Source organism: Lagierella massiliensis, assembly GCF_001407835.1.
Classification (GTDB): Bacteria; Bacillota; Clostridia; order Tissierellales; family Peptoniphilaceae; genus Mediannikoviicoccus; species Mediannikoviicoccus massiliensis.
Map to the genome: position 1 here is coordinate 430,001 of NZ_CYUO01000004.1, position 20,477 is coordinate 450,477.

The 20,477-nt window shown below is 31.0% G+C and carries 26 protein-coding genes (1 of these 26 cut by a window edge); 22 read left to right on the forward strand and 4 right to left on the reverse strand.

All coding sequences use genetic code 11. From position 1 onward, the window contains the following. The 3 genes in view from BN2746_RS01995 to BN2746_RS02005 are tightly spaced (at most 9 nt apart) and all read right to left on the reverse strand, a layout consistent with a single transcriptional unit that may run on beyond the window. Window positions 1-138, reverse strand: the 5' end (the start) of a protein-coding gene (locus tag BN2746_RS01995; protein WP_055078192.1) for a M20/M25/M40 family metallo-hydrolase. It extends 1,296 nt beyond the left edge of the window; 138 of the gene's 1,434 nt are visible here — the first part of the coding sequence; it begins with the start codon at window positions 136-138; its stop codon lies beyond the left edge, outside the window. A gap of 9 nt (window positions 139-147) precedes the next feature. Beyond that, complete coding sequence (locus BN2746_RS02000; protein ID WP_055078193.1) at window positions 148-801, reverse strand: hypothetical protein; 654 nt, start codon at window positions 799-801, stop codon at window positions 148-150. Between the two features lies 1 nt (window position 802). Then, window positions 803-1,528 (reverse strand): DUF5058 family protein, encoded by a 726-nt coding sequence (locus BN2746_RS02005; RefSeq protein ID WP_055078194.1) that lies wholly within the window; start codon window positions 1,526-1,528, stop codon window positions 803-805. 251 nt (window positions 1,529-1,779) lie between these two features. Here BN2746_RS02005 and BN2746_RS02010 point away from each other — a divergent pair, with 251 nt between their 5' ends. From BN2746_RS02010 to BN2746_RS02105, 20 genes are all read left to right on the forward strand, one after another. Continuing rightward, window positions 1,780-1,965, forward strand: coding sequence for a hypothetical protein (locus BN2746_RS02010; RefSeq protein WP_055078195.1), 186 nt, complete (start codon window positions 1,780-1,782; stop codon window positions 1,963-1,965). Window positions 1,966-1,985: 20 nt separating this feature from the next. Beyond that, window positions 1,986-2,333 carry an RNA polymerase sigma factor gene (locus BN2746_RS02015; protein WP_268909008.1) on the forward strand — a complete coding sequence of 116 codons (348 nt, stop codon included), beginning with the start codon at window positions 1,986-1,988 and terminating at the stop codon, window positions 2,331-2,333. Then, on the forward strand, window positions 2,326-2,523 hold the full coding sequence (locus BN2746_RS02020) for a hypothetical protein (RefSeq protein WP_055078197.1): 198 nt from the start codon (window positions 2,326-2,328) through the stop codon (window positions 2,521-2,523). The genes BN2746_RS02015 and BN2746_RS02020 overlap by 8 nt, the downstream gene beginning before the upstream one ends. Window positions 2,524-2,847: 324 nt before the next feature. Then, a complete protein-coding gene (locus tag BN2746_RS02025; protein WP_148445318.1) occupies window positions 2,848-3,492 on the forward strand; it encodes a hypothetical protein in 645 nt (214 codons plus the stop codon). A 356-nt stretch (window positions 3,493-3,848) separates the two neighbouring features. Then, the gene (locus BN2746_RS02030) at window positions 3,849-4,700 is read left to right on the forward strand and encodes an aminoglycoside phosphotransferase family protein (RefSeq protein WP_055078198.1); all 852 of its coding nucleotides are present in this window, start codon (window positions 3,849-3,851) and stop codon (window positions 4,698-4,700) included. 120 nt (window positions 4,701-4,820) lie between these two features. Next, window positions 4,821-5,318 (forward strand): NUDIX hydrolase, encoded by a 498-nt coding sequence (locus tag BN2746_RS02035; RefSeq protein WP_055078199.1) that lies wholly within the window; start codon window positions 4,821-4,823, stop codon window positions 5,316-5,318. Between the two features lie 38 nt (window positions 5,319-5,356). Then, window positions 5,357-6,013 carry a hypothetical protein gene (locus BN2746_RS02040; protein WP_055078200.1) on the forward strand — a complete coding sequence of 219 codons (657 nt, stop codon included), beginning with the start codon at window positions 5,357-5,359 and terminating at the stop codon, window positions 6,011-6,013. A gap of 238 nt (window positions 6,014-6,251) precedes the next feature. Continuing rightward, on the forward strand, window positions 6,252-6,839 hold the full coding sequence (locus BN2746_RS02045; protein WP_197273079.1) for a helix-turn-helix domain-containing protein: 588 nt from the start codon (window positions 6,252-6,254) through the stop codon (window positions 6,837-6,839). A gap of 114 nt (window positions 6,840-6,953) precedes the next feature. Next, a complete protein-coding gene (locus tag BN2746_RS02050) occupies window positions 6,954-7,562 on the forward strand; it encodes a hypothetical protein (RefSeq protein ID WP_055078202.1) in 609 nt (202 codons plus the stop codon). Window positions 7,563-8,030: 468 nt separating this feature from the next. Then, complete coding sequence (locus tag BN2746_RS09115) at window positions 8,031-8,177, forward strand: NUDIX hydrolase (RefSeq protein ID WP_231718305.1); 147 nt, start codon at window positions 8,031-8,033, stop codon at window positions 8,175-8,177. Between the two features lie 374 nt (window positions 8,178-8,551). After that, the gene (locus tag BN2746_RS02060; protein WP_231718306.1) at window positions 8,552-9,748 is read left to right on the forward strand and encodes an ATP-binding protein; all 1,197 of its coding nucleotides are present in this window, start codon (window positions 8,552-8,554) and stop codon (window positions 9,746-9,748) included. A gap of 183 nt (window positions 9,749-9,931) precedes the next feature. Further along, on the forward strand, window positions 9,932-10,381 hold the full coding sequence (locus BN2746_RS02065) for a gamma-glutamylcyclotransferase family protein (protein WP_055078203.1): 450 nt from the start codon (window positions 9,932-9,934) through the stop codon (window positions 10,379-10,381). A 499-nt stretch (window positions 10,382-10,880) separates the two neighbouring features. Beyond that, the gene (locus tag BN2746_RS02070; protein WP_055078204.1) at window positions 10,881-11,084 is read left to right on the forward strand and encodes a PLDc N-terminal domain-containing protein; all 204 of its coding nucleotides are present in this window, start codon (window positions 10,881-10,883) and stop codon (window positions 11,082-11,084) included. After that, window positions 11,084-11,998: an ABC transporter ATP-binding protein gene (locus BN2746_RS02075; RefSeq protein ID WP_055078205.1), complete on the forward strand. Its 915-nt coding sequence runs from the start codon at window positions 11,084-11,086 to the stop codon at window positions 11,996-11,998. The genes BN2746_RS02070 and BN2746_RS02075 overlap by 1 nt, the downstream gene beginning before the upstream one ends. Then, entirely contained in the window at window positions 11,995-12,762 is a 768-nt protein-coding gene (locus tag BN2746_RS02080) for an ABC transporter permease (protein ID WP_055078206.1), read from the forward strand. Before BN2746_RS02075 ends, BN2746_RS02080 begins: the two co-directional genes overlap by 4 nt. 13 nt (window positions 12,763-12,775) lie before the next feature. Next, entirely contained in the window at window positions 12,776-13,879 is a 1,104-nt protein-coding gene (locus tag BN2746_RS02085; RefSeq protein WP_055078207.1) for a helix-turn-helix domain-containing protein, read from the forward strand. A 618-nt stretch (window positions 13,880-14,497) separates the two neighbouring features. Further along, the gene (locus tag BN2746_RS02090; protein ID WP_055078208.1) at window positions 14,498-15,118 is read left to right on the forward strand and encodes a hypothetical protein; all 621 of its coding nucleotides are present in this window, start codon (window positions 14,498-14,500) and stop codon (window positions 15,116-15,118) included. 375 nt (window positions 15,119-15,493) lie between these two features. Next, window positions 15,494-16,039 (forward strand): alkaline shock response membrane anchor protein AmaP, encoded by a 546-nt coding sequence (amaP, locus tag BN2746_RS02095; RefSeq protein ID WP_055078209.1) that lies wholly within the window; start codon window positions 15,494-15,496, stop codon window positions 16,037-16,039. Window positions 16,040-16,048: 9 nt separating this feature from the next. Then, complete coding sequence (locus BN2746_RS09220; RefSeq protein WP_082420173.1) at window positions 16,049-16,354, forward strand: DUF2273 domain-containing protein; 306 nt, start codon at window positions 16,049-16,051, stop codon at window positions 16,352-16,354. A 48-nt stretch (window positions 16,355-16,402) separates the two neighbouring features. Further along, complete coding sequence (locus tag BN2746_RS02105; protein ID WP_055078210.1) at window positions 16,403-16,945, forward strand: Asp23/Gls24 family envelope stress response protein; 543 nt, start codon at window positions 16,403-16,405, stop codon at window positions 16,943-16,945. A 214-nt stretch (window positions 16,946-17,159) separates the two neighbouring features. Here the strand turns inward: BN2746_RS02105 and BN2746_RS02110 are convergent, their stop codons facing one another. After that, the gene (locus BN2746_RS02110; RefSeq protein WP_055078211.1) at window positions 17,160-18,029 is read right to left on the reverse strand and encodes a ribonuclease H-like domain-containing protein; all 870 of its coding nucleotides are present in this window, start codon (window positions 18,027-18,029) and stop codon (window positions 17,160-17,162) included. A 58-nt stretch (window positions 18,030-18,087) separates the two neighbouring features. On the opposite strand from BN2746_RS02110, the gene BN2746_RS02115 reads away from it, so the two are divergent. Then, the gene (locus BN2746_RS02115) at window positions 18,088-19,215 is read left to right on the forward strand and encodes a cysteine desulfurase family protein (protein ID WP_055078212.1); all 1,128 of its coding nucleotides are present in this window, start codon (window positions 18,088-18,090) and stop codon (window positions 19,213-19,215) included. Beyond that, complete coding sequence (thiI, locus tag BN2746_RS02120) at window positions 19,215-20,387, forward strand: tRNA uracil 4-sulfurtransferase ThiI (RefSeq protein WP_055078213.1); 1,173 nt, start codon at window positions 19,215-19,217, stop codon at window positions 20,385-20,387. The genes BN2746_RS02115 and thiI overlap by 1 nt, the downstream gene beginning before the upstream one ends. Window positions 20,388-20,477 lie beyond the last annotated feature (90 nt).

Below are 20,477 nucleotides of genomic sequence, written 5' to 3' on the forward strand. Positions count from 1 at the left end.
GGAAATCGCCTGATCAAAGTCTAAGTCCACTTCAGTTTTTTCTAAGGCTTCCTTTTTTTCAGGAACAAACTTGCATGCTCGATAGACTAAAAAGCCTATAAAGACTAGAATAAGTATTAATAAAAATTTCCAAAACATAAAATCACCTTAAATTAATCCTTTCTTGTACAAAATTCGAGAAACAACTATAGTAAAGCAGGCGCCTACAGGTACCATTAAGCTTACAGCAGAAGATAGAGAAGGAATAAAAACAAAAAGTAAAATCATTAGCAGGCAGGGAGCGATGGCGATTTTGTAGTTTTTAGAAAAGAAAACTACAGCCAGACCACCAAACAAAGCTGGAAGAATATTATCAAAGGCAGGCTTTAGACTTGGAGATTCTAAAAATGGTCTAATATTAGCAAGCAAAAGCATACCTAAAAAAATTATAAGAATAGTGACAATAGAAGATAGGGCAATGGCCATAGTAGAAACAACTTCGCCTTCTTCAGATTGAGCGTCTACCTTCATAGCTTCCATAGCATTAATAGCAGCAGGCACCTTTAAGCTAGTTACATTTCCAGTAACAAAACCAAGATAGCTGCCAGCAGTTCCAAGCATTGGCGCAAAAGTAAAAACTTCAATAACAGCAACTGTCCAGAAAATAGGGATAACTCCCAAGAGTCCTTTAATAAAAGGTCCAAAACTTGGCCAGGCCTTATAAAAACACGAAAATAAAAGAGGATAGGAAATAAACAAAAGCATGGCTATAGAATTAGTAACTCTGCCATAAAAATGCACCTTGTCCTTGTAGCTTTTCATTTTAAACACCTCCCATAAGATGAGTAATTGGAATTGATAAAAGCATAGAAGATATCATACTAATAGGCAGGGCATAATTTTCAAGCCAAGCCTGGTTTTTAAATTTAATAAAATATCCACAAACTAGCATAATAAGAGAACTAACTACCATAACTACAACAGGAATAAATCCTACCATTCCCAAATGAACATCAGAAAAAATCATGCCCAAGAAGGCAGAGATCATACCTAAAAAGAGAGAATCCATAAAAATATCTCCCCATTTTTGGTCAGTTCCCTTAATTTTAATTAACCCTGACTCAATTTTCCTTAGCCAAAAAGTAATAATAAAGATTCCTGCCATAATTCCCAGGGTCATAACCCAGGCGATAGTAGAATAAACCACCGGATCAGTAATAGTTTCATTAAGACTAACTCCCATAGCATTGGCAGCAGTTGTAGCAGCAGGCAGCTCGTAGGTAAGAGCTCCAACTACAGAAAGTCTCAGCCAAGGCAAAGGCAGACCTAAAAACTTAGAAAGAGAAATTAGGCCGATGAGAATTGAAATCGCAGGAGCAATAGTAAAAATTCCCGTTCCAATAAGAACAGACCTTAGCTTTTTCATATCCATATTAAGCTCTTTGGCCCTTTTAAAAGCAATAAGAAAAAATAGAACAGATTGTCCTAGCACAAATAGGATGACAAGACCTGCTAGGGCAAATAAGATTTTATCATTGACATCAAACATAAAAACAACCCCTTTCTTAATAATATTTTACCATAAAACAAAAAACAAGAGGAATTTTATTATAAGTAAAATAAGAAAAGATTTTATCGGGCAAAAATATTTTTAAATTGAATATTCAAATAAGAAAAGAAAAATTTAGCATAAGTAAAAAATATAGCTTACAATAAAAATAGAAAAATAAAAAATACTTTGTAGGGATTTTGCCTTCTCGTACGATATATATATGAAGGACAAAATCCCAGGGAGATATAATGTTATTTCTATACCTATCAAGTCTTGAAAGAGAAGAAGAAAAAATAAAGATAGAGGCAGTTTATGAAGAGTACATAGATTACTTTATTAGCTATTCGATGACATTTGTTAAAGAACTTACAAAAGCCGAAGAAGCAGTTCACGAGGATTTTCTTTATGTGCTTGAAAAAAGAGGGCCTATCTAAAAGTTGAAGAGGAAGAATTTATAAAGATAATGCTTACAATAATAAGAGGAAAATCTATAGACCAGCTAAGAAGAGAAAGTAAGTTTGTAGATGCAAGTATAGAAGAAGTAGAAAAACATACAGTTCACAAAAATCCAGTAGAAGACCAGTACGAAGAAAAGGAGACCATAGATCTTCTAAAAAAATATGTAAAGACCCTGGACCAAATATCATACCAAACCCTAATCTTTAGATACAAGGACAAGATGACCTATAGAAAAATTGGAGACCTATTAAATATGCAAACAAAAACAGTAGAAATGAGACTCTACAGGGCCAAAGAAAAAATTAGAAATAAAATGAAGGAGGAGGGAATAATTTATGAATAAAATAAGAGAAGAAGACTTAGATAGCTTACTTGCAAAAGCCTTAGAAGAAAACTTTAGAGAAGAAATTAAAAGTGTAAAAATAGAAAAATTCCCCCTATCAAAATCTTTTCAAAAAAAGATGGAAGCCTTAATAAAAAAAGAAGAAAAGAGAAAAATAAATCTCCTAAAAAAGTTGCCATCTACCTATTAATATTTGCAGAAGCCACCAGCCTTTTAGTTAACACCAAACAAGGAGCCCAGGCAGCCTTCCAAAGCCTTTGGGACTGGGCCAATGAATATAGAAAGATAACTTGGATAGACGACCATATTGCCATAGATGTAAAGAGAAAAGATGAGGATCATATTAGAGTAGAATTTAAAGAAGAATTTATACCTGATGAATATAAGGTTGAAAAATTTGAAGCAGTTTTACTATAAATGGAATTACGTAGTAATATGGAAATTGAAGAAGATGGAAAGTCTCGAAGAAAGAGTAAAAAGTATAGTTCGAAAACGAGTAGAAAGGAGAAATTAAATGAATTGTAGAGGACATGAAACAAGACAAAGAATTGTTACTGATTATGAAGTTCAGCCGGAAGTACATATTAAGCTGTTAGCAAATCAACAAAAACATAGTGATGCAGGAGCAACTATTGAAGATGAATATTATGTATTTAGTGCTAAACGTAAAACTGATGGCAAGAAAGAAGTTATTCAGTGTGGCATGGGTGCGGCAAGGGATTTTTTAGAACTAATTAATCACAAAGGGTTACCTCTTTTTAATCCTCTTGTAGGTGATGCTCATGTAAATAATAGAAAAGAATATGACAATACAGGGAGTGGAAATTTACTAACTGAAAAGTGGAATGATACTGCAAAGCAGATTTATAATGCGATAATGTGGTTGATTATTTTGTGGGATGCAAAGCCGGATACACCTTTATTTGAATTTAAAGATGAAGTATGTAGATACAAAAAATTTGAGCCATATGATAATAGAATTAAAAGAGTAAATACTACAATAAAAAATGGTGGGAAAGGAAAAACATTGACTGAGATGATTAATGGATATAGAGTGTATAATGATATTAGAGATGGAATTTGCAACTTTGATATTCTGAAAAATAAAATCCGTGATATGAAAGACCAACAAGGAAATACAATAGAATCTTACTTTTAGTTATTGTTGAATTTGGGAGGTTCTATAAAATAGTTTAATTGAGATTTACATAGTAGACTATGCAATATTATTAAACACCAGTAAAAATAACATTTTTTGATGTGTTGGATATGTTTTGCTAATAATCTCACGTTTAGACGATAGTATTGATGTCAAAAGTAAATGAGTAGAAATAATCTTAAAATCAATAGGTCATGATTATTAGACTTGGTAATGTGATGATGAAACTATTGAAATTTATGTTCAAAAATATTTCAAAAAGGTATAGGCAACACTTTAGATATTTTAGCTGGTCGTGTAAAAGGTATAGATAGAGTTAAAAATAATATAAATTTGAATTTTAGGAAGTGATGAATGTGAGACATCCGGAAAAATGGAGAGATACAATAGACCCTTTTTCCCTACCCTTTAAAAATTTTTATTTGTTAGAGGTAATCGGATATCCTCATGCAGGCAACGATGTTTTTCAAGTTAAAGGAATATATAAAAAAGAGGAGATTGAAGCATATATAAAAGTAGCTCGACAGCCTGGTGCAGATATAGAAAATGAAATAAATACAATAGATTCTATTAAGTGTGAACTTGCTCCTACCATAATCGATTACGACGATGAAAAGAAATATTTTTGTGTTTCTATTGCAAAGAAAGGGGAGCGATTATCTAATATTGTGGGAGATAACTCTAACAGATCCTCAATAGACTATCTTTATGAATACGGTAATACTCTTGCAAAGTTACATGCACAACAAGGAAATTTTCCTGATGTAAAGAGTCGCAAATTCTTTCACATACCAGATAAACAGTATTTTTCAGAATTAGATATAGAATTTGTCTATGATTATTTAATTTCAAATCAGCCTCAAAGAATTAATAGATGCTTTTGTCATGGAGATTTTCATTATGCTAACATTCTTTGGTTAGAAAAGCATTTATCTGCCATATTGGATTTTGAATTATCTGGATGGGGGAATAAAGAATTTGATATTGCTTGGGCATTGATACTTCGTCCCGGTCAAAAATTTATGAACACAGATGAAGAAATTTCTTTGTTTATGGATGGCTACCGGTCAGAAGGCACTTGCAATTGGGATTACGTGAAGTATTATATGATACTTATATATTCATATTTTTACAAAATTGGAAGAACAAATGCAGAGTACCTCTCTTACGTTAAAAAAGTATTCCTTGATTATTGTAAAAAACAATAAGTTTATGTATCACGTTTTTTAGATATGTTAATTTGAAGACGGAACCACCTGACATACTTAGCGAGCACTTATTTATCTTATAAAGCCTCGTGAGACTTAAAAATATACAAGGAGAAAACTATGGAGCATAATTGTGCTATTATTGACGATAAAAAAGCATTTAGATATAGAGCGGCGGCCATCATAATCGAAGATGGATGCGTGCTCTTTGCGAGAAATGAAGTCGACGACTATTATTACTCGGTCGGCGGAGCAGTTCACATGGGCGAGACTTCAGAAGATGCCGTGAAAAGAGAAGTGTTTGAAGAGACAGGAGTGCAATACGAAGTCGATCACCTTGCCGTGATACACGAGAACTTCTTCATCGGCAGCTCCGACTTAAATGGAGTGGACTTCCATGAAGTTACATTCTACTACATGATGAAGCCTATGGGCAAAAGAGATTTTAAGAGCCAAAGTACTACAATGGCAGGCGTTAAAGAGGCAATGCATTGGGTGCCGATTGATGAGCTCGATAAATGCAAGTCGTATCCGACATTTATGAAAGGATTTCTTATGTCGGAGCATAACGGCGTGGAACATATAATTACAGATGAACGGGTAAATGAAACCGGTTAAACTATACGAAAGTTGTTTCCGGAAGCGTAGGAGGTTTTATGAAGACAATATATTTTATTTCAGGTTTAGGAAGTACTGAAGATTCTGTGCAAATACTCAACACTGAGTTAAACAAATATGGATATAAGATAAAATTTTTGGATATTCCGGGGCAATATTCTAATGTTAACGTTAAAATAGTTGATGAGAAAGATTTTGTAAAGTGGTTGAAAAATAGTATTCCTAAAGATTCTGTTGTTATGGCTTTCTCAATTGGTGCTGATTTGGCACTTAAATTTAATAAGGAGATAAATCCCGGCAAATTAATTATTTTGGATGGCGGTATCATCGGTTATGATTTTGAAAACCGAGATTTAAATGAAGAGATACTGGAAACAAGAGAGATTATCATCAAAAATAAGTTTAATATGAATCCGGATACTATCTCAAATTTAATGTCAATTATCGCTGACGATTATAAAGATATTTTTGAAGTTGATTTACATTCCCTTGTGTTGTTTTTCGTTGCGGACAGTCCAAATTATGCTTTTGAATATAAAAAAGTAAAAATTGATAAATACTACAAAACTAATCGTGATGATATTACTATAAAAATTGTTAAAAATACGACCCATGAGATTTATACTCAAAAACCAAGATATGTGGCAGAACAAATTGCCGAATGGCTAAGTAGGAATAAAAACGAAAAAGATTAAGAAAACTTGAGTTTTCGTACTTATGGGACGAGTGGAAGTCTTGCCAAATATATGTAAAGTATTTGGGTGAGTAAAAACATATGAAGAATTAATAATGAAGGATGACACTCTATAAAGCACTGCTAATTCAGTGATTTAGCTAATGTAAAAAGCTTTTTACACAGAAAAATATAAAAATGTAAAGAATCTTTGATAGAAATAATACAAGATCTAAATTATAATTATCATGAAAGGAGGTATGGATTTTATGAAACTTGGCAATCAAATTAAATATTACAGAAGTGAAAAAGAACTATCTCAGGAAGAACTTGCAGAAAGAGTTTATGTTACAAGACAAAGTATTTCGAATTGGGAAAATAATAAAAATTATCCTGATATAAATAGCATTGTATTACTAAGTGAAGTTTTTGAAATATCAATTGATAATTTAATTAAAGGAGATCTTGAAAAAATGAAAAAGGAAATTAATTCTGAAGAAGTTAAAAAATTGAACTTCTATGCATCAATGATGGGAATTTTAATGATAGCAGCATTTATTTCGCTGATGCCACTAATTAAATTCATTGGCTTGTATGGATTTATTCCATACTTTGTATTAGTAGCTTGTGCTATGTTTTTTGCGATTAAAGTTGAGAAGATCAAGAAAGATAATGATATTCAAACATATAAGGAGATTTTAGCATTCACCGAAGGCAAAAGATTAGACGAGATTCAGAAAATTGAAGAAAGAGCAAAAAGGCCATATCAAAAAATTATAGACGGATTTTTATGGGCAGCAATTGCTCTATTGATTTGTGGAATTATGATTTTTTTACTTAGACTATAAGGCTTTTAGTTATTAATAACATGCATTTTAACTTTTTGAGCTAAATGGTTAATAATATGTTATAGTAGGAGAAAAAATAAATTAGATTTAATAGTAATTTTTTAGTGGGAATAAATGAGAGTAATTAGAATCAATACATACGATGACAATCGATTCAGTCAAGAAGCACTATATCAGCACGGTTGCTATATTGCAGATGGAGATGTGCCTGTAGAAATAAAAATCATATCACAGACCGAGGCAATTATAAAAGGCGGAAAAGCATATTTTGACGAGGTAATTGAAGAGTTTCGATTTAATGCAGAGCACATTACAAATTTTTATGATGAAAGTGGTAAGCTTATTAAGAAATTCAAAGACGTGGAGGTCTTTAAGCTTGATATAGATAAAATCCAGCCAATACAGTTCTTTATCGATAGGGATAAATTAGAGGCAGTTAAGAGTTTTGTCAATAGAGAAGAAGATGTGATTGTCCCAGTTGCTATGTGTGAAGGCACATATGCATCCATAGATGGGCACACACGCCTCTACCTTGCATATAACCTTGGATTCAAGCACGTATACGCATATCATAGTGAAGCCTTCGATGGCTTTGACTATTTCTTGGCTGGAGCTAAGAAAAGAAATATACATGTCGCAAAAGATTTGACCTTGCTCACACATGATGAATACACCGTTAAGTGGAATAAGTTTTGCGATGAGTATTACATGGAGAGGGAATGAATAGGTTGGGTGTGTTGTTTAGGTAAATGATATATCGTTCCGATAGCATTGAAATTATTTTGATAAAATGAGAATAATAGAACGTTACTCCTATTAGATAATAATTTCAACTCGCCAAGGGTGATATAAATTATTAATTCAAACAGAAATCTCCTTAATATAAAAAAGCCCTCTCCGTGGTCCGCAAGTAGAAAATCTACATTAAGTGTGGAGAGGGTCTGTTAAATTGATTATAGTGGAAGATGATTGCGTATTGTTTGCAGGAAATGATGTCGATAAATATTACTACTCCATAGGCGGAGGAGTCCATTTAGGGGAAACATCGGAAGAAGCCGTTAGAAAAGAGAAGTATTTGAAGAGACAGGACTTAATTACGGAGTCGACCATCTTGTCGTGATACATGAAAATTTCTTCATCGGCAGCTCTGGATTAAAAGGCGTAGTCTTCCAGGAGCTTACGCTCTATTACATGATGAAACCGAAGGGAAATAAGAATATTAACAGCCAGAGTGTTACTATGGGTGGCGTAAAAGAGACTATGCACTGGATACCGATTGATGAGCTTGATAAATGCAAGGCATATCCGACATTTATGAAAGAATTTCTTAAGTCGTAGCATAGCGGCGTAGAGCATATAATTACAGATGAAAGGGATTAACGAAGCTTACCATTATGTTAAGGGCTTGTTCCATAAATAGTATTTCAAAAAAATTGACAAATACTTTAATGACGTTAAAAATTAATTTTAATGATGTAAAACTAACTTAAAAATATGTCCAATATGGAATTATTTCTAAATAAATTTGAATTTTATGAGTTCACACTTTACAATATACTTAGATTAAGTTCCGAAACGGAAATAATTCTAAATAGATAGAGGTGTAGCTCATGGAAATAAAGCGTGATTATTATTTAGATAAACTAATACGAAAAAAAGGCAATGGGTTCATTAAGATTATTACAGGAATAAGAAGAAGTTGAAAATCTTATTTGCTTAATAATCTATTTTATAATCATTTGACCCAAAGTGGCGTTGATGAAAACCATATTATAAAATTTGCCTTTGATTCAGGTAGGGATTTATTAAAAATCGGCGAAGATTTAATGGATTTAGATGTTTTAAGCGGCGAAAGATTAGTAGATCCTAAAAAGTTTTTAGATTATATAATCAGTAAAACTAATGATAAGGATAAATTTTATATCCTCTTAGATGAAGTTCAATTGCTTAAATCCTTTGAACAAGTATTAAATGGATTTTTGCGTCAAGATAATTTTGATGTTTATGTTACTGGAAGCAACTCTAAATTTTTATCAAAAGATGTCATCACTGAATTTGCAGGTAGGGGTGATGAGATTCATATTATGGCACTTGTATTTTCTGAATTTCTTCAGACCTTTGATGGCGACAAAGAAGACGCTTTTGCTGAGTATCAAGTTTACGGTGGTTTACCAGCTGGAGCTTTATTGAAAAAAGATGAAGATAAGATGAATTATCTAAATGGGCAACTCGAAAATGTATATTTGCGAGATATTGTTCATAGGTATGACATACGCTTAACTTCTGAGATAGAAGACTTACTCAATATTTTAGCATCAGGCATTTCAAGTCTTACAAATCCAAGTAAAATAGCTTCAACCCTTAAGTCAATAAAAAAATCTAAAATTTCTGCTAATACAATCGATAAGTTTATAGGCTACTTTGAAGACTCTTTTATGTTAAAAAGAGTATATAGATATGATGTGAAAGGAAGAAAACATATAGGAACGCCTTATAAAATATACTTTGAAGATGTAGGTCTTAGAAATGCAAGATTAAATTTTAGGCAGATAGAACCAACTCACCTAATGGAAAATATTATTTATAACGAATTAAGGTATCGTGGCTATATGGTTGATGTAGGAATGGTCATAAAAAGGGAAAATGTTAATAATAAAGATATAAAGAAACAGTTAGAGGTTGATTTTATAGCTAACCTTGGAAGTAAAAGATATTATATTCAATCTGCATATAGCCTTCCATCTATAGAAAAAATAAATCAAGAAAAAACTTCCTTGTTAAATATTGATGACTCATTTAAGAAAATTATTATTGTGAAAGATCGAATAAAACCATTTTTAGATGAAAATGGAATACTCACTATTAATTTATTTGACTTCTTATTAGATAAAGATAGTTTAAATTTATAATGAATTACATATAAGCTATGAACATATTCTCGCAGACGAAGCTTTTGAAAAATATCAAATTTTATCCATATTGACCATTTAAACCACGCTGATGCATAGCCCTGCTTTCGTGGGAGTTGTTAGAAATTTAGGGTAAATAAAAATTATGATGCTAAATTCATCTCATAATAAAGGAGTGAAATAATGACTAAATTATATATTGCTTACGGATCAAATTTAAACTTAGAGCAGATGGCAAATAGATGTCCAGGTGCAAAGGTAGTAGGGGCAAGTAAAATTAAGGATTACAAACTCACTTTTAGAGGACCAGACAATGGGTGTTACGCAACGGTTGAACCATGTAAGGGAAGAAGCGTTCCGATACTTGTGTGTAAGATTACAGAAATTGACGAAAAAGAACTTGATATTTATGAAGATTGGCCAAATCTGTATAGAAAAGAAATTATTGAAGTTATAGTTGATAACGAGACTGTAACAGGGATGGTTTACGTTATGAATGAAGGTAGACCTCTAAATAAGCCGAGTGATAAATATTATTTAACTATTTTGGAAGGATACAAGAGCGCCGGGTTTGATGTTGAATACTTACGTAGAGCTGTTGAGAACTCCTTTGAGAATGATGACGTTAATTGAATTAGAGATTTTTACGAATTAATATAATAATCTACTTGGGCACTATTTATAAGTTCAACTTGTATAATGCCCATTTTAATAAAATATATTTATCAGATTTTTATTTAAAAATAGGGAGATAATATGAAATTTGACAAAATAATAAGAAAAATTTATCTTTTTTTAATTTTTTGTGTTTTATCTAACTTACTAAGAATAGAAGAACAATTTTTATATAGGCTTTTATATTCTGTATTGTTAGTATGTACTGCATTTTATTTTTTTGAGAAATCTAAAGAGTGACTTTATAGAATAAGTGTAAGAATAGGTAATATTAAAATAGAAATAGAAAATAATAATTAAGCCTTGGAGATTTAATCTTCGGGGCTTTTTTTATATCTGATCAGAGAAAAATAGAGTTTCTTGGAAGTAAATTAAAATAAAATAAGTTTACTAATAGTTTCTTGATAGTTGATTTAATAAAATGATAAGATATAGAAAAACAAAGGAGAGGTCAAACATGTCAGATATTATTAGAGAATATTTGCCGATACTTATACCTATTATTATTTTGGAAATTGGACTTATGATTTACTCTTTAAGTCATGTTTTAAAACACGATAGATACAAATTTGGCAGTAGAACTATGTGGATCTTAATTGTTATTTTTATTCAAATTATTGGACCTATCTTATACTTAACAATAGGTAGGGTGGAAGAATAATGGAAGCACTAAAAATTAAAAATCTTCATAAATCTTTTGGTAAAAATACGATTATTAATGGGTTATCCATGTCCATTCCTGAAAATACAATCTTTGGGTTTTTAGGGAAAAATGGTGCTGGAAAAACTACGACAATGAAAATGATTCTAGGATTTTTGAAAATTGATGAAGGTTCCATTGAAGTGTTTGGAGAAGAAGTAAGCTTTGGCCAGTCAAAAACCAATCGATTTATCGGGTATCTTCCAGATGTCCCTGAATTTTATGGTTATATGACTGCAAAAGAATATCTCAATTTATGTGGGTCTATAACTGGTCTTAGCAAAAATGAAATTAAAAACAAGAGTGTGGAACTTTTAGAGTTGGTGGGATTAAAAGATGTCAATAAAAGAATTAGTGGCTATTCTAGAGGTATGAAACAGCGCTTGGGTATTGCCCAAGCCTTGTTAAATAGTCCCAAATTATTAATATGTGATGAACCCACTTCCGCCCTTGATCCACTTGGAAGAAAAGAGATACTAGACATCATATTAAAAATAAAAGACTTTACTACTGTCATTTTTTCCACACATATCTTATCGGATGTTGAAGCGATTTGTGATCATGTTGTGGTGCTTGATAAAGGAAAAAATGTACTAGAAGGTTCGATAGATGAACTAAAAAATATAAAGAGGAAAAACACAATTAAAATCAGATTTAAGTCTGACAAAGAACTAAAGGCATTTAAGTCACCAGATAAATTTTCAAATCTGATAACAAATGAAAAAGGAGATACTTTATACTTAACAGACGAAGAGAATCAACTAAAAGATATTGATATTTTATATGAGCTATATAAGTTAAACATATTTCCTGTAGAGTTAAAAATAGAAGAACCTACATTAGAAAATATTTTTATGGAGGTGACGAAAGCATGAGGATATTTTTATCTCTTTTAAAGAAAGAAGCTATTGAAGGTACAAGGACTAAAAAAATGACTTCTACCTTTATCCTGTTCTTGTTTATTGGGTTAATAAGTCCTTTGACAGCTAAATTAACTCCCATGATACTTCAATCAATAGCTACAGGAAATATAGATATTAACGTAGCACCACCATCAGAAATTGATTCTTGGACACAATTCTTTAAAAACATTAGTCAAATAGGCATGTTTGGATTAGCCATTATATTAAGCACTCAAATGGCAAATGAATTTCAAAAGGGAACTTTGATTAATTTGTTATCTAAGGGACTGCCAAGGTATCAAGTCGTGCTATCGAAGATTTTTTATAATTTTATTTTGTGGTTTATTGCTTACTTTTGCTCATTTATACTAACTTATTTCTACACAAAGTACTTTTTCGGGATTTCATTTCCTGTTAGAAATATACTTATGGCAGCCTTGCTTCCTTTTATATTTGGATTATTTTTAATATCGTTAGAGATATTGGCTGGAGTGATTTCAGGAAATGTTATAGGTACATTAATATTAACGACTGCTGGGATTGTGATTCAACTTATATTATCTATTCGAGATGAAATTGTTAAATACATGCCTATTGCATTGATAGGAAAGCCTGTGAACCTTATAAAAGGAATAGGATATGATGACTATTATGTACCGATTATTACGGGCAGTATTTTGCTAATAATCTGTATCGTAATTTCGATTGCTATAATAAACAAAAAACAAATCAGTTAGGAGGTAAAATATCATGCTAAAAATTGGAGAAAATATTCTTCAGAAGCGAAAAGAAAGAGGCATAACTCAGGAAGAATTAGCAGAATTCATGATGGTAACAAAAGCGTCCGTATCAAAATGGGAGACAGGTCAAAGCCATCCAGATATTTTACTTCTCCCAAAACTTGCCACTTTCTTTAATATAAGTGTGGATGAACTAATAGGATATGATCCAGATTTATCTTCAGCTCAAATACAAAAATTTTATATAGACTTAGAGAATAGTGTCCCTGATGCAGGTATGGATAGTATCCTAGAAGATATAAAAATTAAAATTAAACAATACTATTCTTGCTTTGAACTCCTATACTATATGGCTTTGTTTATTTTGAACCATTGTGATTTAGCAACTGACATTACCAAGAAAGAGGAATATCTCGAATACGCAAATAATATATTAAAGAGAGTGTGTGAGGATTCGAAAGATTCTATACTTAAAGATAAATCACTGAGTTTGAGGGCAGCTTGTTTAATTAGTTTAGGAAAATCAGAAGAAGCGTTAAATATTTTACCATCTTCGGACATGCTATCTATATCAAAAGATTGTTTGGTGGCTTCAGCTTATCTAAAAACTAAGAAGGAAAACGAAGTAGATCAGAAGCTACAAGTAATGATTTACAAGAATATAACTGATTTAATTACCCTTCTTATGATGAAGAGTAGTTTGCAAAATGACGATTGGATCGAAACATTGGGGAGAGTAGAGGATTTATTAGAAACTTTTAATCTTACCCAGATAAATGTTTCCATAGTTTTAAATTTCTATTTATCCTTGGCAACTCATTATATTGAAGATAATAACCTGAAACTCGCTAGTCAATATGTAGAAAAATTACTCAACCTACTAATAGAGAGTAAGGAAAAATCGTTTAAGATAAGAGGCGATGAGTATTTTAATCAAATAGATGATTGGCTTGATGAAAATTTATTGTTATCAACAAATCCAAACAGAAGTGACGATATGATTGTTAGCTTTTATATAGATACAATAGCGAATAATGAAAACTTTAGAGGCATTACTTCTGAAGGAAAGTTAATGTTTTTAGTTGATAAGGTTAAAGAAATATATTCTCTATAATTAAATGCTACCATTAAATAAAAGGTTGTAATTTTTTAAAATTACAACCTTTTATGTTTATGTGTACTTTTTTTCATTCTATATTTCTTTTTACATATGTTAGAGATTATAAATTATACTCAAAAACACTGCATTTTTCTAATGTACATAGAAGAAAGAAAACATATAAAACAAAGAGCAATACTTTAGGATTACTTTTTTAAAACTTGATAAATAAAACTTTGTACGGGAAAATAGCTCTAACAAAAAGAGAGTTGAATGTATGAAAAAGATAACAAAAGAAATAGAAAAATATAATAAAATTTTTCTTGTAGAATTTATATTGAAGATAGTCATTCATAGTTAAAAGTTTAAATAATGTTTAAAGTCGAAATCTGAATTTGAGATTAAATAATAGACTACTCTTATCTACATGGCGGTTTTTGTATATAATATTAATTAAGAAATTATTATAGTAGGTATGTTCATGTACATGAGGGTTTTGAAAAAAATGTTATCTTTACTGACCACTCAAGCTATGTGAAAGCTGTTGTATTTATGTCCACAGAAGAAAACAAAAATTCGCCTAAATAATGAAGTAGGGCATAGACAAATGTCACATGTATAGGAGATGATTAAATGAGAAAAATTCACAAAGAAATATCAACGAAACAAAAAATAATAAACACAATGCAAGTAATCCTCTTGGGGATAATATTAGGTGTTTTTTCAAAGTACATTGAAGTTTGGCCAATAAATAAATTTTCGAAATTTTTTGAAACTTTAGATATTCCTAATTTCTTATCTGATTTTCCGATATGGCTTTGCATTGTCATTTTTATTTCGGTTTTTAGTGCCTCACCGAAGAGGGCTGCAGTAAATGTATTTTTATTTTTTGCCGCAATGCTTACAAGCTATTATTTGTATTATGCTTATTATGAATACAATCTTCCAAGATCATACATATTAATATGGGCTGTGTTTACATTTCTTTCACCACTTCTTGCTTATATAACATGGCATTCAAATGGAGAAGGAAAAATGTCTTTTGCAATTTCAACTTTGATAATTTCAGCGATGTTTATTACGTGTTTTGCAATTGGTGCATTTTATATAGACACAAAATCAATCTTACACACAATCACATTTATATTAACTGTAATAGTTTTATGGAGAAAAAAATTATCGGAAAATATTAAAATGATAGGACTTGGCGTTGTCATAGGATTTATTATAGTGCTATTAAAAAACTATATTTAAAAGAGCTCAAGTAACGAAAAAACAAATATTATTTTAGAAATTCTCAACTTGGAGGATTTCTTTTTTTATACAATAATGTTTGGATTTATAGATGAAGGGTAAAATTTATTTAGGAGTTAAAATGTAGTTACTAAGAAATTGAATTTTAATCTTGAAGCTACGAGTGAGATAAAATATTTTATGTAAAGAAGATGAATAATTTATTTTATGAAATGATATAATTATTGATAGGATATTAATTCAAAAACTGCAAAAAACTAAAAAAAATGTTGCTAAAGTAAAATGAATTAAGTAGAATAATGATTTTGTGTTTAGACTTTTGTTTTTTGGATATATATAGATTAAGAATATTTATTACAAACTTGGAGGTGTTGAATGAGAAAGTGGAAGAAATGGTTTAATGCAATATTATCGATTATATTACTTTTAACCTTATTCACGACCTACTTTATGATTTTTGATTATGGGGAAGTTACTAATTATTTAGTAAATTTAAGTTCAAAAACTTGGTTTTTCTACTTTTTAACAACCATAACTATCATAAGTGGATTGATAGGACTTTATATTTTAATAAGGGCTATCGTCAGTCCTACATTAAAAAATTATATTGTAGATAAGGATGAGGCAGGACGAATTCTAATAAGCCAAAATGCTTTGGAATCAAATGTAAAAACTACTTTAGGGAAGTATGGAAAAGTAAGAAATTCACAAGTGGATGTAGTTGTGAATGAATCAAATTCAAATGAAATAACGGCAAATATCCAATGTGGAGTTTATGCTGGAGAAGAGTTGGCACTACTTGGATCTCAGATAAAAAGAGATGTGAAAGATGAACTTGAAAAGTTTTCTGGGTATCCAGTAAAAGAAGTGAAAGTAGAGTTTTATGATATAAAATCAGATAGTGATAAAAGAGTTGTATAGGAGGAAAATATGGATAATAGGTTTAACAATTACCCTGAAAATTTCAATAATCCTCCAAGAAATTTGGAATCTGATAGAAAAGAAACTGTATTTTCCGAACCAGCAAAGAGGATTAAAAATTTTTTTAAATTTCATTGGAATGAATTTAAATATGGTCTTACAGGGTTAATTATAGCGATACTATTTTTAACTTTGGGATTTTGGAGAACAATATTAATAATATTACTTGTACTATTAGGTAAAATGATTGGACAAGTAAAAGATAATAATCCAAGGATATTGTTCTTTTTAAGAAGGATGTTTAATAAATATTAATAAACATATATCAATTTTGAAATTAAATAATTAAAAGGAGATGTAATTATGGCAAGTGAAGAAAAATACAACGAAATAGCAGGAGTAAACAAAAAGGCAGAAGAAAAGAGAGAAGCAAAAGAAAATAGAGAAGAATTTGTTGAAAATCTAAAAGGTGATGTTAAAGATTTTAATAAAAAAGAAGAACCAAGACATGAATCAAAATTAACTTTTGATGATTCTGTAGTTGAAAAGATAGCAGCAATAGCATGTAATGAAGTTCCAGGAGTACTTGATATGAAAGGTGGATTCTTCTCAGGAATTTCTGAACAATTTGGTGGATATAATCTAACAAAAGGTATTAGCGCAGAAGTTGGCGAAAAAGAAGCAGCAATTGATGCAGCTATCATATTAGAATATGGTCATTCAGCACCAAAGGTATTTGAAGAATTAAAGAGAAACATTAGCCAATCAGTTGGTCAAATGACTGGTCTTAAAGTTGTTGAAGTTAATGTAAGAGTTGACGATGTAATGACAAGAAAAGAATATGCTCTTAAAAATAAAAAAGAACAACAAGGAAATGATTATAATCAAGGATCAAATTTAAGATAATAAATTGAAACAAATATAACCTCTATCCAAAACGGGTAGAGGTTTTTACTTTTAAGAGACGGTCGGGTTTGTGGGTATATAAATAATTTTGTGTATTAACCTATCCTGATATAAGGAAAGGGGTGATACATTTATCCTTGACCCAAACTCTTTATAATTAGATTATCGATGAATACTTTAGAATCGTGTTATAAATTTTGCAGTAAATTTTATATTAATTTTTCACTTTTTTTCCTACGCTTTTTAGAGCAGTCCTTGCTAAATTTTTTATATTTTCTATCTCTTTTTTTTCTGCCTCAATTGGATAGAGGTTTTTATTAAGTTTGGGAAAGTTTTCGTCTTTTAAATTCAAATCCGTAATAACGCATTTTCCTATGGTTTTTTCATCTAAGTAACCTCTAATTGTTTTAAATCGAAGAATATAGTTGTAGTCTTTACTAAAGAGACTAAATGTATTAAATTCCAGGTTCATATTTATGAATTCTCCCATATTTAAAAGCAATATATCAAAGTAGTCGCCCTCTTCTTTAAAGCTATATGGTAGTAGTTTTATGTTTTTGTTATAGATTTCAAGTTCTATTTTTTCTTTATTTATTTGACTTTCAACTTCTTTGAAGAGTTTTAATAAATTTTTTATATGGCGTTCACCTTGGGATAAAATTTTTTTGAAATTATTTTCATCATTGGTCTTTTCATAATCTTTTATTAGCTTTACTATCTCTTTTGCTTCAAGCTCACCAGTGTCTTTTGATGTGAAATGTCTATAAACTTCTTTAAATTTATAGCTTTGAAGACCAAGGAGTTTATATGATTTTAAAAATGAATATAGGTCAAAGTTTTCTTCTATACTAATATCATTTGCTTTTAGGAATGGGATGTCAAAGCTATTTCCATTGTAAGTTATTACATTTAAATCCTTGACATCATTTTCAAATTCTTCTTTATTTTCTGGAAATTTATATTGTTTTAACTTTTCTCCGTCGTATAGGTTTAAAAGAAAGATTCTGTTTTTATTTCTATCTATTCCCGTTGTGATTATGCTTAGGAAAGTCTTTTTATCATCACTCCAAATGCGCGCTTTCATTTAATATCACCTCTCTTAGTGTTATAATTATTTTAGCACAGTATGAAGGGATGGTTTAATGATTTATTTTGATAATGCTTCTACTACAAGAGTTAGACAGGAGGCTGTTGATATAATGGTGAAGGCCATGAGGGAAGATTTTGCAAATCCCTCTGCACTTCATAGCTTCGGTCACAGGGTTGAAAAAGAGGTTGAAACAGCAAGGCAAAAGGTCGCGAATGCTCTTGGTGTATCTTCAAATGAAATTTATTTCACATCTTGTGGGACTGAAGGAAATAATATTGCAATTGCAACTTTCCATGGAAGCAAGGGAGAGTTTATTACGACGGAACTTGAACACTCTTCTGTTAAAAGGGCATATGAAAATCATAATATAAAAAACTTAAAGATACTTTCCGTTGATAAACATGGTATGATTAGCCTTGATGAACTTAGGGACTCTATTAATGAAAATACTAAGTTAGTTTCTATTATGCATGTTAACAACGAAATTGGTATTATAAATGATATCGAGTCAATCGGAAAGATTATTAAGGAAAAAAATCCAAACACTCTATTTCATGTGGACGGAATTCAAGGCTTTGGCAAGGTGCCCATTGATTTAAAAAGGTCCATGGTGGATATGTACACAATTTCTGGGCATAAATTCCACGCACCAAAGGGTATTGGAGCCATTTATATTAAGGACGGTGTGAATTTAAAACCGGTATTATATGGTGGTGGACAGGAGAAGGGAATGTCTTCTGGAACGGAAAATGTTCCGGGTATTCTTGCCCTTGGAGAGATGGCAGAAATTATGAGTGAAAACTTGGAAAAAAATAATGAAAATGTTAGTGAGGTTAAAAACTATTTAATTGAAAAGTTAGAAACCTTGGGAGATATAATTATAAACTCAAAGGGAGAGAATCACAGTCCGTATATTTTAAATGTGTCTTTGAAGGACGTTAGGGGAGAAGTTTTACTTCACTACTTGGAGTCAAAGGAAATGTATGTGTCAACTGGCTCTGCATGTAATAAAAATAATGTAAGTCCAATTATTCAAGCCATAAAGGTACCAAAAGAGTATGGCCTTGGCACTGTTAGAATTTCTTTTAGCGATGAGTCTACTGTTGAAGAGGCAAAGGAGTTCTTTGTGGAGTTTGAAAATGCAGTTAATGATATTAGATCAATTGTAGGGAGAAGGTAATGAATTGGTATTTATCTGTAAGCTTTGGAGAGCTTGCACTTAAGGGAAAAAATAGAAAGTCTTTTGAAGACAGAGCCGTTAAAAAAATTATGGATTCTGTTAAGGATTTTGACATTGAAGAATATTATAAGGATCAGGGAAAGCTTTATATAAAGGCAAATGAAGAAGATTTTAATTCCATGATTGACCATATTAAGAAAGTTTTTGGCATTGTATATATTAGCCCAGTAATTAGGGTTGGAAGATCCGTTGAAGAAATTGAAAAAGGTGCACTTCAATTAATTGAAAGTAAAAATATTACAGAAAAAACCTCTTTTAAGGTTGAAGCAAAGAGATCTGACAAGAGCTTTCCTGTTAAGTCACCAGAATTAAATCCAAAAATTGGTGGCGCTATTTTAAAAAAGTTCGGTTCCAAGATGTATGTTGATGTGCATAACCCAGACATTATGGTATATATTGATGTGAAAAATCATATTTATATTTATTCAGACAAGATTAAGGGATATGGTGGACTTCCAATTGGTTCTTCAGGAAGGGGACTACTACTTTTATCTGGTGGTATCGACAGCCCAGTTGCAGGTTTTTTACTTGCAAGGCGTGGTGTTGAAATATCTGCATTACATTTTCACTCATATCCTTTTACAAGCGACCGTGCCTTTGAAAAGGTTCAAAAACTTGCAAAAGAACTTTCATATTACACAGGAAAGATTACGATGTACTCAATAAATCTTCTTCCGATCCAAAGAGAGATTAATGAAAAGTGTAGAGCAAGGGAGATGACGATTCTCTCAAGGCGATTTATGATGAGAATTGGCGAAGAGATTTCTAAAAAGCATGAGTACAATGCCCTTATTACTGGCGAGAGCCTTGGACAAGTTGCAAGTCAAACAATTGAATCTGTTGGTGTTATAAATCAAGTTGTATCCATGCCGATTTTAAGACCGTTAATAGGTATGGACAAGACTGAGATTATAGAAATTGCACGTGATATTGGAACTTATGAAACTTCAATCCTTCCTTTTGAAGATTGTTGTACGGTATTCTTGCCAGACAGACCTGTAACTAAACCGAGACTTTCAGATATTTTAAGAAGTGAAGAGAATCTTGAAGTTGACAAACTTGTAAATGATGCAATAGATAACATGGAAATTTATGAAATTGACTTTGAATAGACGGTGGGTTAGTAAATTAAATTTGGGTAAATATAGTATAGGTATTATACCTATAATATAAATAAAATTATCTTATTAATAAGGAGTGAT

Coding starts and splice junctions, on each gene's coding strand:
- BN2746_RS02000 (WP_055078193.1), bottom strand. CDS start 801: ATGAAAAGCTACAAGGACAAGGTGCATTTTTATGGCAGAGTTACTAAT.
- BN2746_RS02005 (WP_055078194.1), bottom strand. CDS start 1,528: ATGTTTGATGTCAATGATAAAATCTTATTTGCCCTAGCAGGTCTTGTC.
- BN2746_RS02010 (WP_055078195.1), top strand. CDS start 1,780: ATGTTATTTCTATACCTATCAAGTCTTGAAAGAGAAGAAGAAAAAATA.
- BN2746_RS02020 (WP_055078197.1), top strand. CDS start 2,326: ATGAATAAAATAAGAGAAGAAGACTTAGATAGCTTACTTGCAAAAGCC.
- BN2746_RS02025 (WP_148445318.1), top strand. CDS start 2,848: ATGAATTGTAGAGGACATGAAACAAGACAAAGAATTGTTACTGATTAT.
- BN2746_RS02035 (WP_055078199.1), top strand. CDS start 4,821: ATGGAGCATAATTGTGCTATTATTGACGATAAAAAAGCATTTAGATAT.
- BN2746_RS02040 (WP_055078200.1), top strand. CDS start 5,357: ATGAAGACAATATATTTTATTTCAGGTTTAGGAAGTACTGAAGATTCT.
- BN2746_RS02045 (WP_197273079.1), top strand. CDS start 6,252: ATGGATTTTATGAAACTTGGCAATCAAATTAAATATTACAGAAGTGAA.
- BN2746_RS02050 (WP_055078202.1), top strand. CDS start 6,954: ATGAGAGTAATTAGAATCAATACATACGATGACAATCGATTCAGTCAA.
- BN2746_RS09115 (WP_231718305.1), top strand. CDS start 8,031: ATGATGAAACCGAAGGGAAATAAGAATATTAACAGCCAGAGTGTTACT.
- BN2746_RS02065 (WP_055078203.1), top strand. CDS start 9,932: ATGACTAAATTATATATTGCTTACGGATCAAATTTAAACTTAGAGCAG.
- BN2746_RS02070 (WP_055078204.1), top strand. CDS start 10,881: ATGTCAGATATTATTAGAGAATATTTGCCGATACTTATACCTATTATT.
- BN2746_RS02075 (WP_055078205.1), top strand. CDS start 11,084: ATGGAAGCACTAAAAATTAAAAATCTTCATAAATCTTTTGGTAAAAAT.
- BN2746_RS02080 (WP_055078206.1), top strand. CDS start 11,995: ATGAGGATATTTTTATCTCTTTTAAAGAAAGAAGCTATTGAAGGTACA.
- BN2746_RS02085 (WP_055078207.1), top strand. CDS start 12,776: ATGCTAAAAATTGGAGAAAATATTCTTCAGAAGCGAAAAGAAAGAGGC.
- BN2746_RS02090 (WP_055078208.1), top strand. CDS start 14,498: ATGAGAAAAATTCACAAAGAAATATCAACGAAACAAAAAATAATAAAC.
- amaP (WP_055078209.1), top strand. CDS start 15,494: ATGAGAAAGTGGAAGAAATGGTTTAATGCAATATTATCGATTATATTA.
- BN2746_RS09220 (WP_082420173.1), top strand. CDS start 16,049: ATGGATAATAGGTTTAACAATTACCCTGAAAATTTCAATAATCCTCCA.
- BN2746_RS02105 (WP_055078210.1), top strand. CDS start 16,403: ATGGCAAGTGAAGAAAAATACAACGAAATAGCAGGAGTAAACAAAAAG.
- BN2746_RS02110 (WP_055078211.1), bottom strand. CDS start 18,029: ATGAAAGCGCGCATTTGGAGTGATGATAAAAAGACTTTCCTAAGCATA.
- BN2746_RS02115 (WP_055078212.1), top strand. CDS start 18,088: ATGATTTATTTTGATAATGCTTCTACTACAAGAGTTAGACAGGAGGCT.
- thiI (WP_055078213.1), top strand. CDS start 19,215: ATGAATTGGTATTTATCTGTAAGCTTTGGAGAGCTTGCACTTAAGGGA.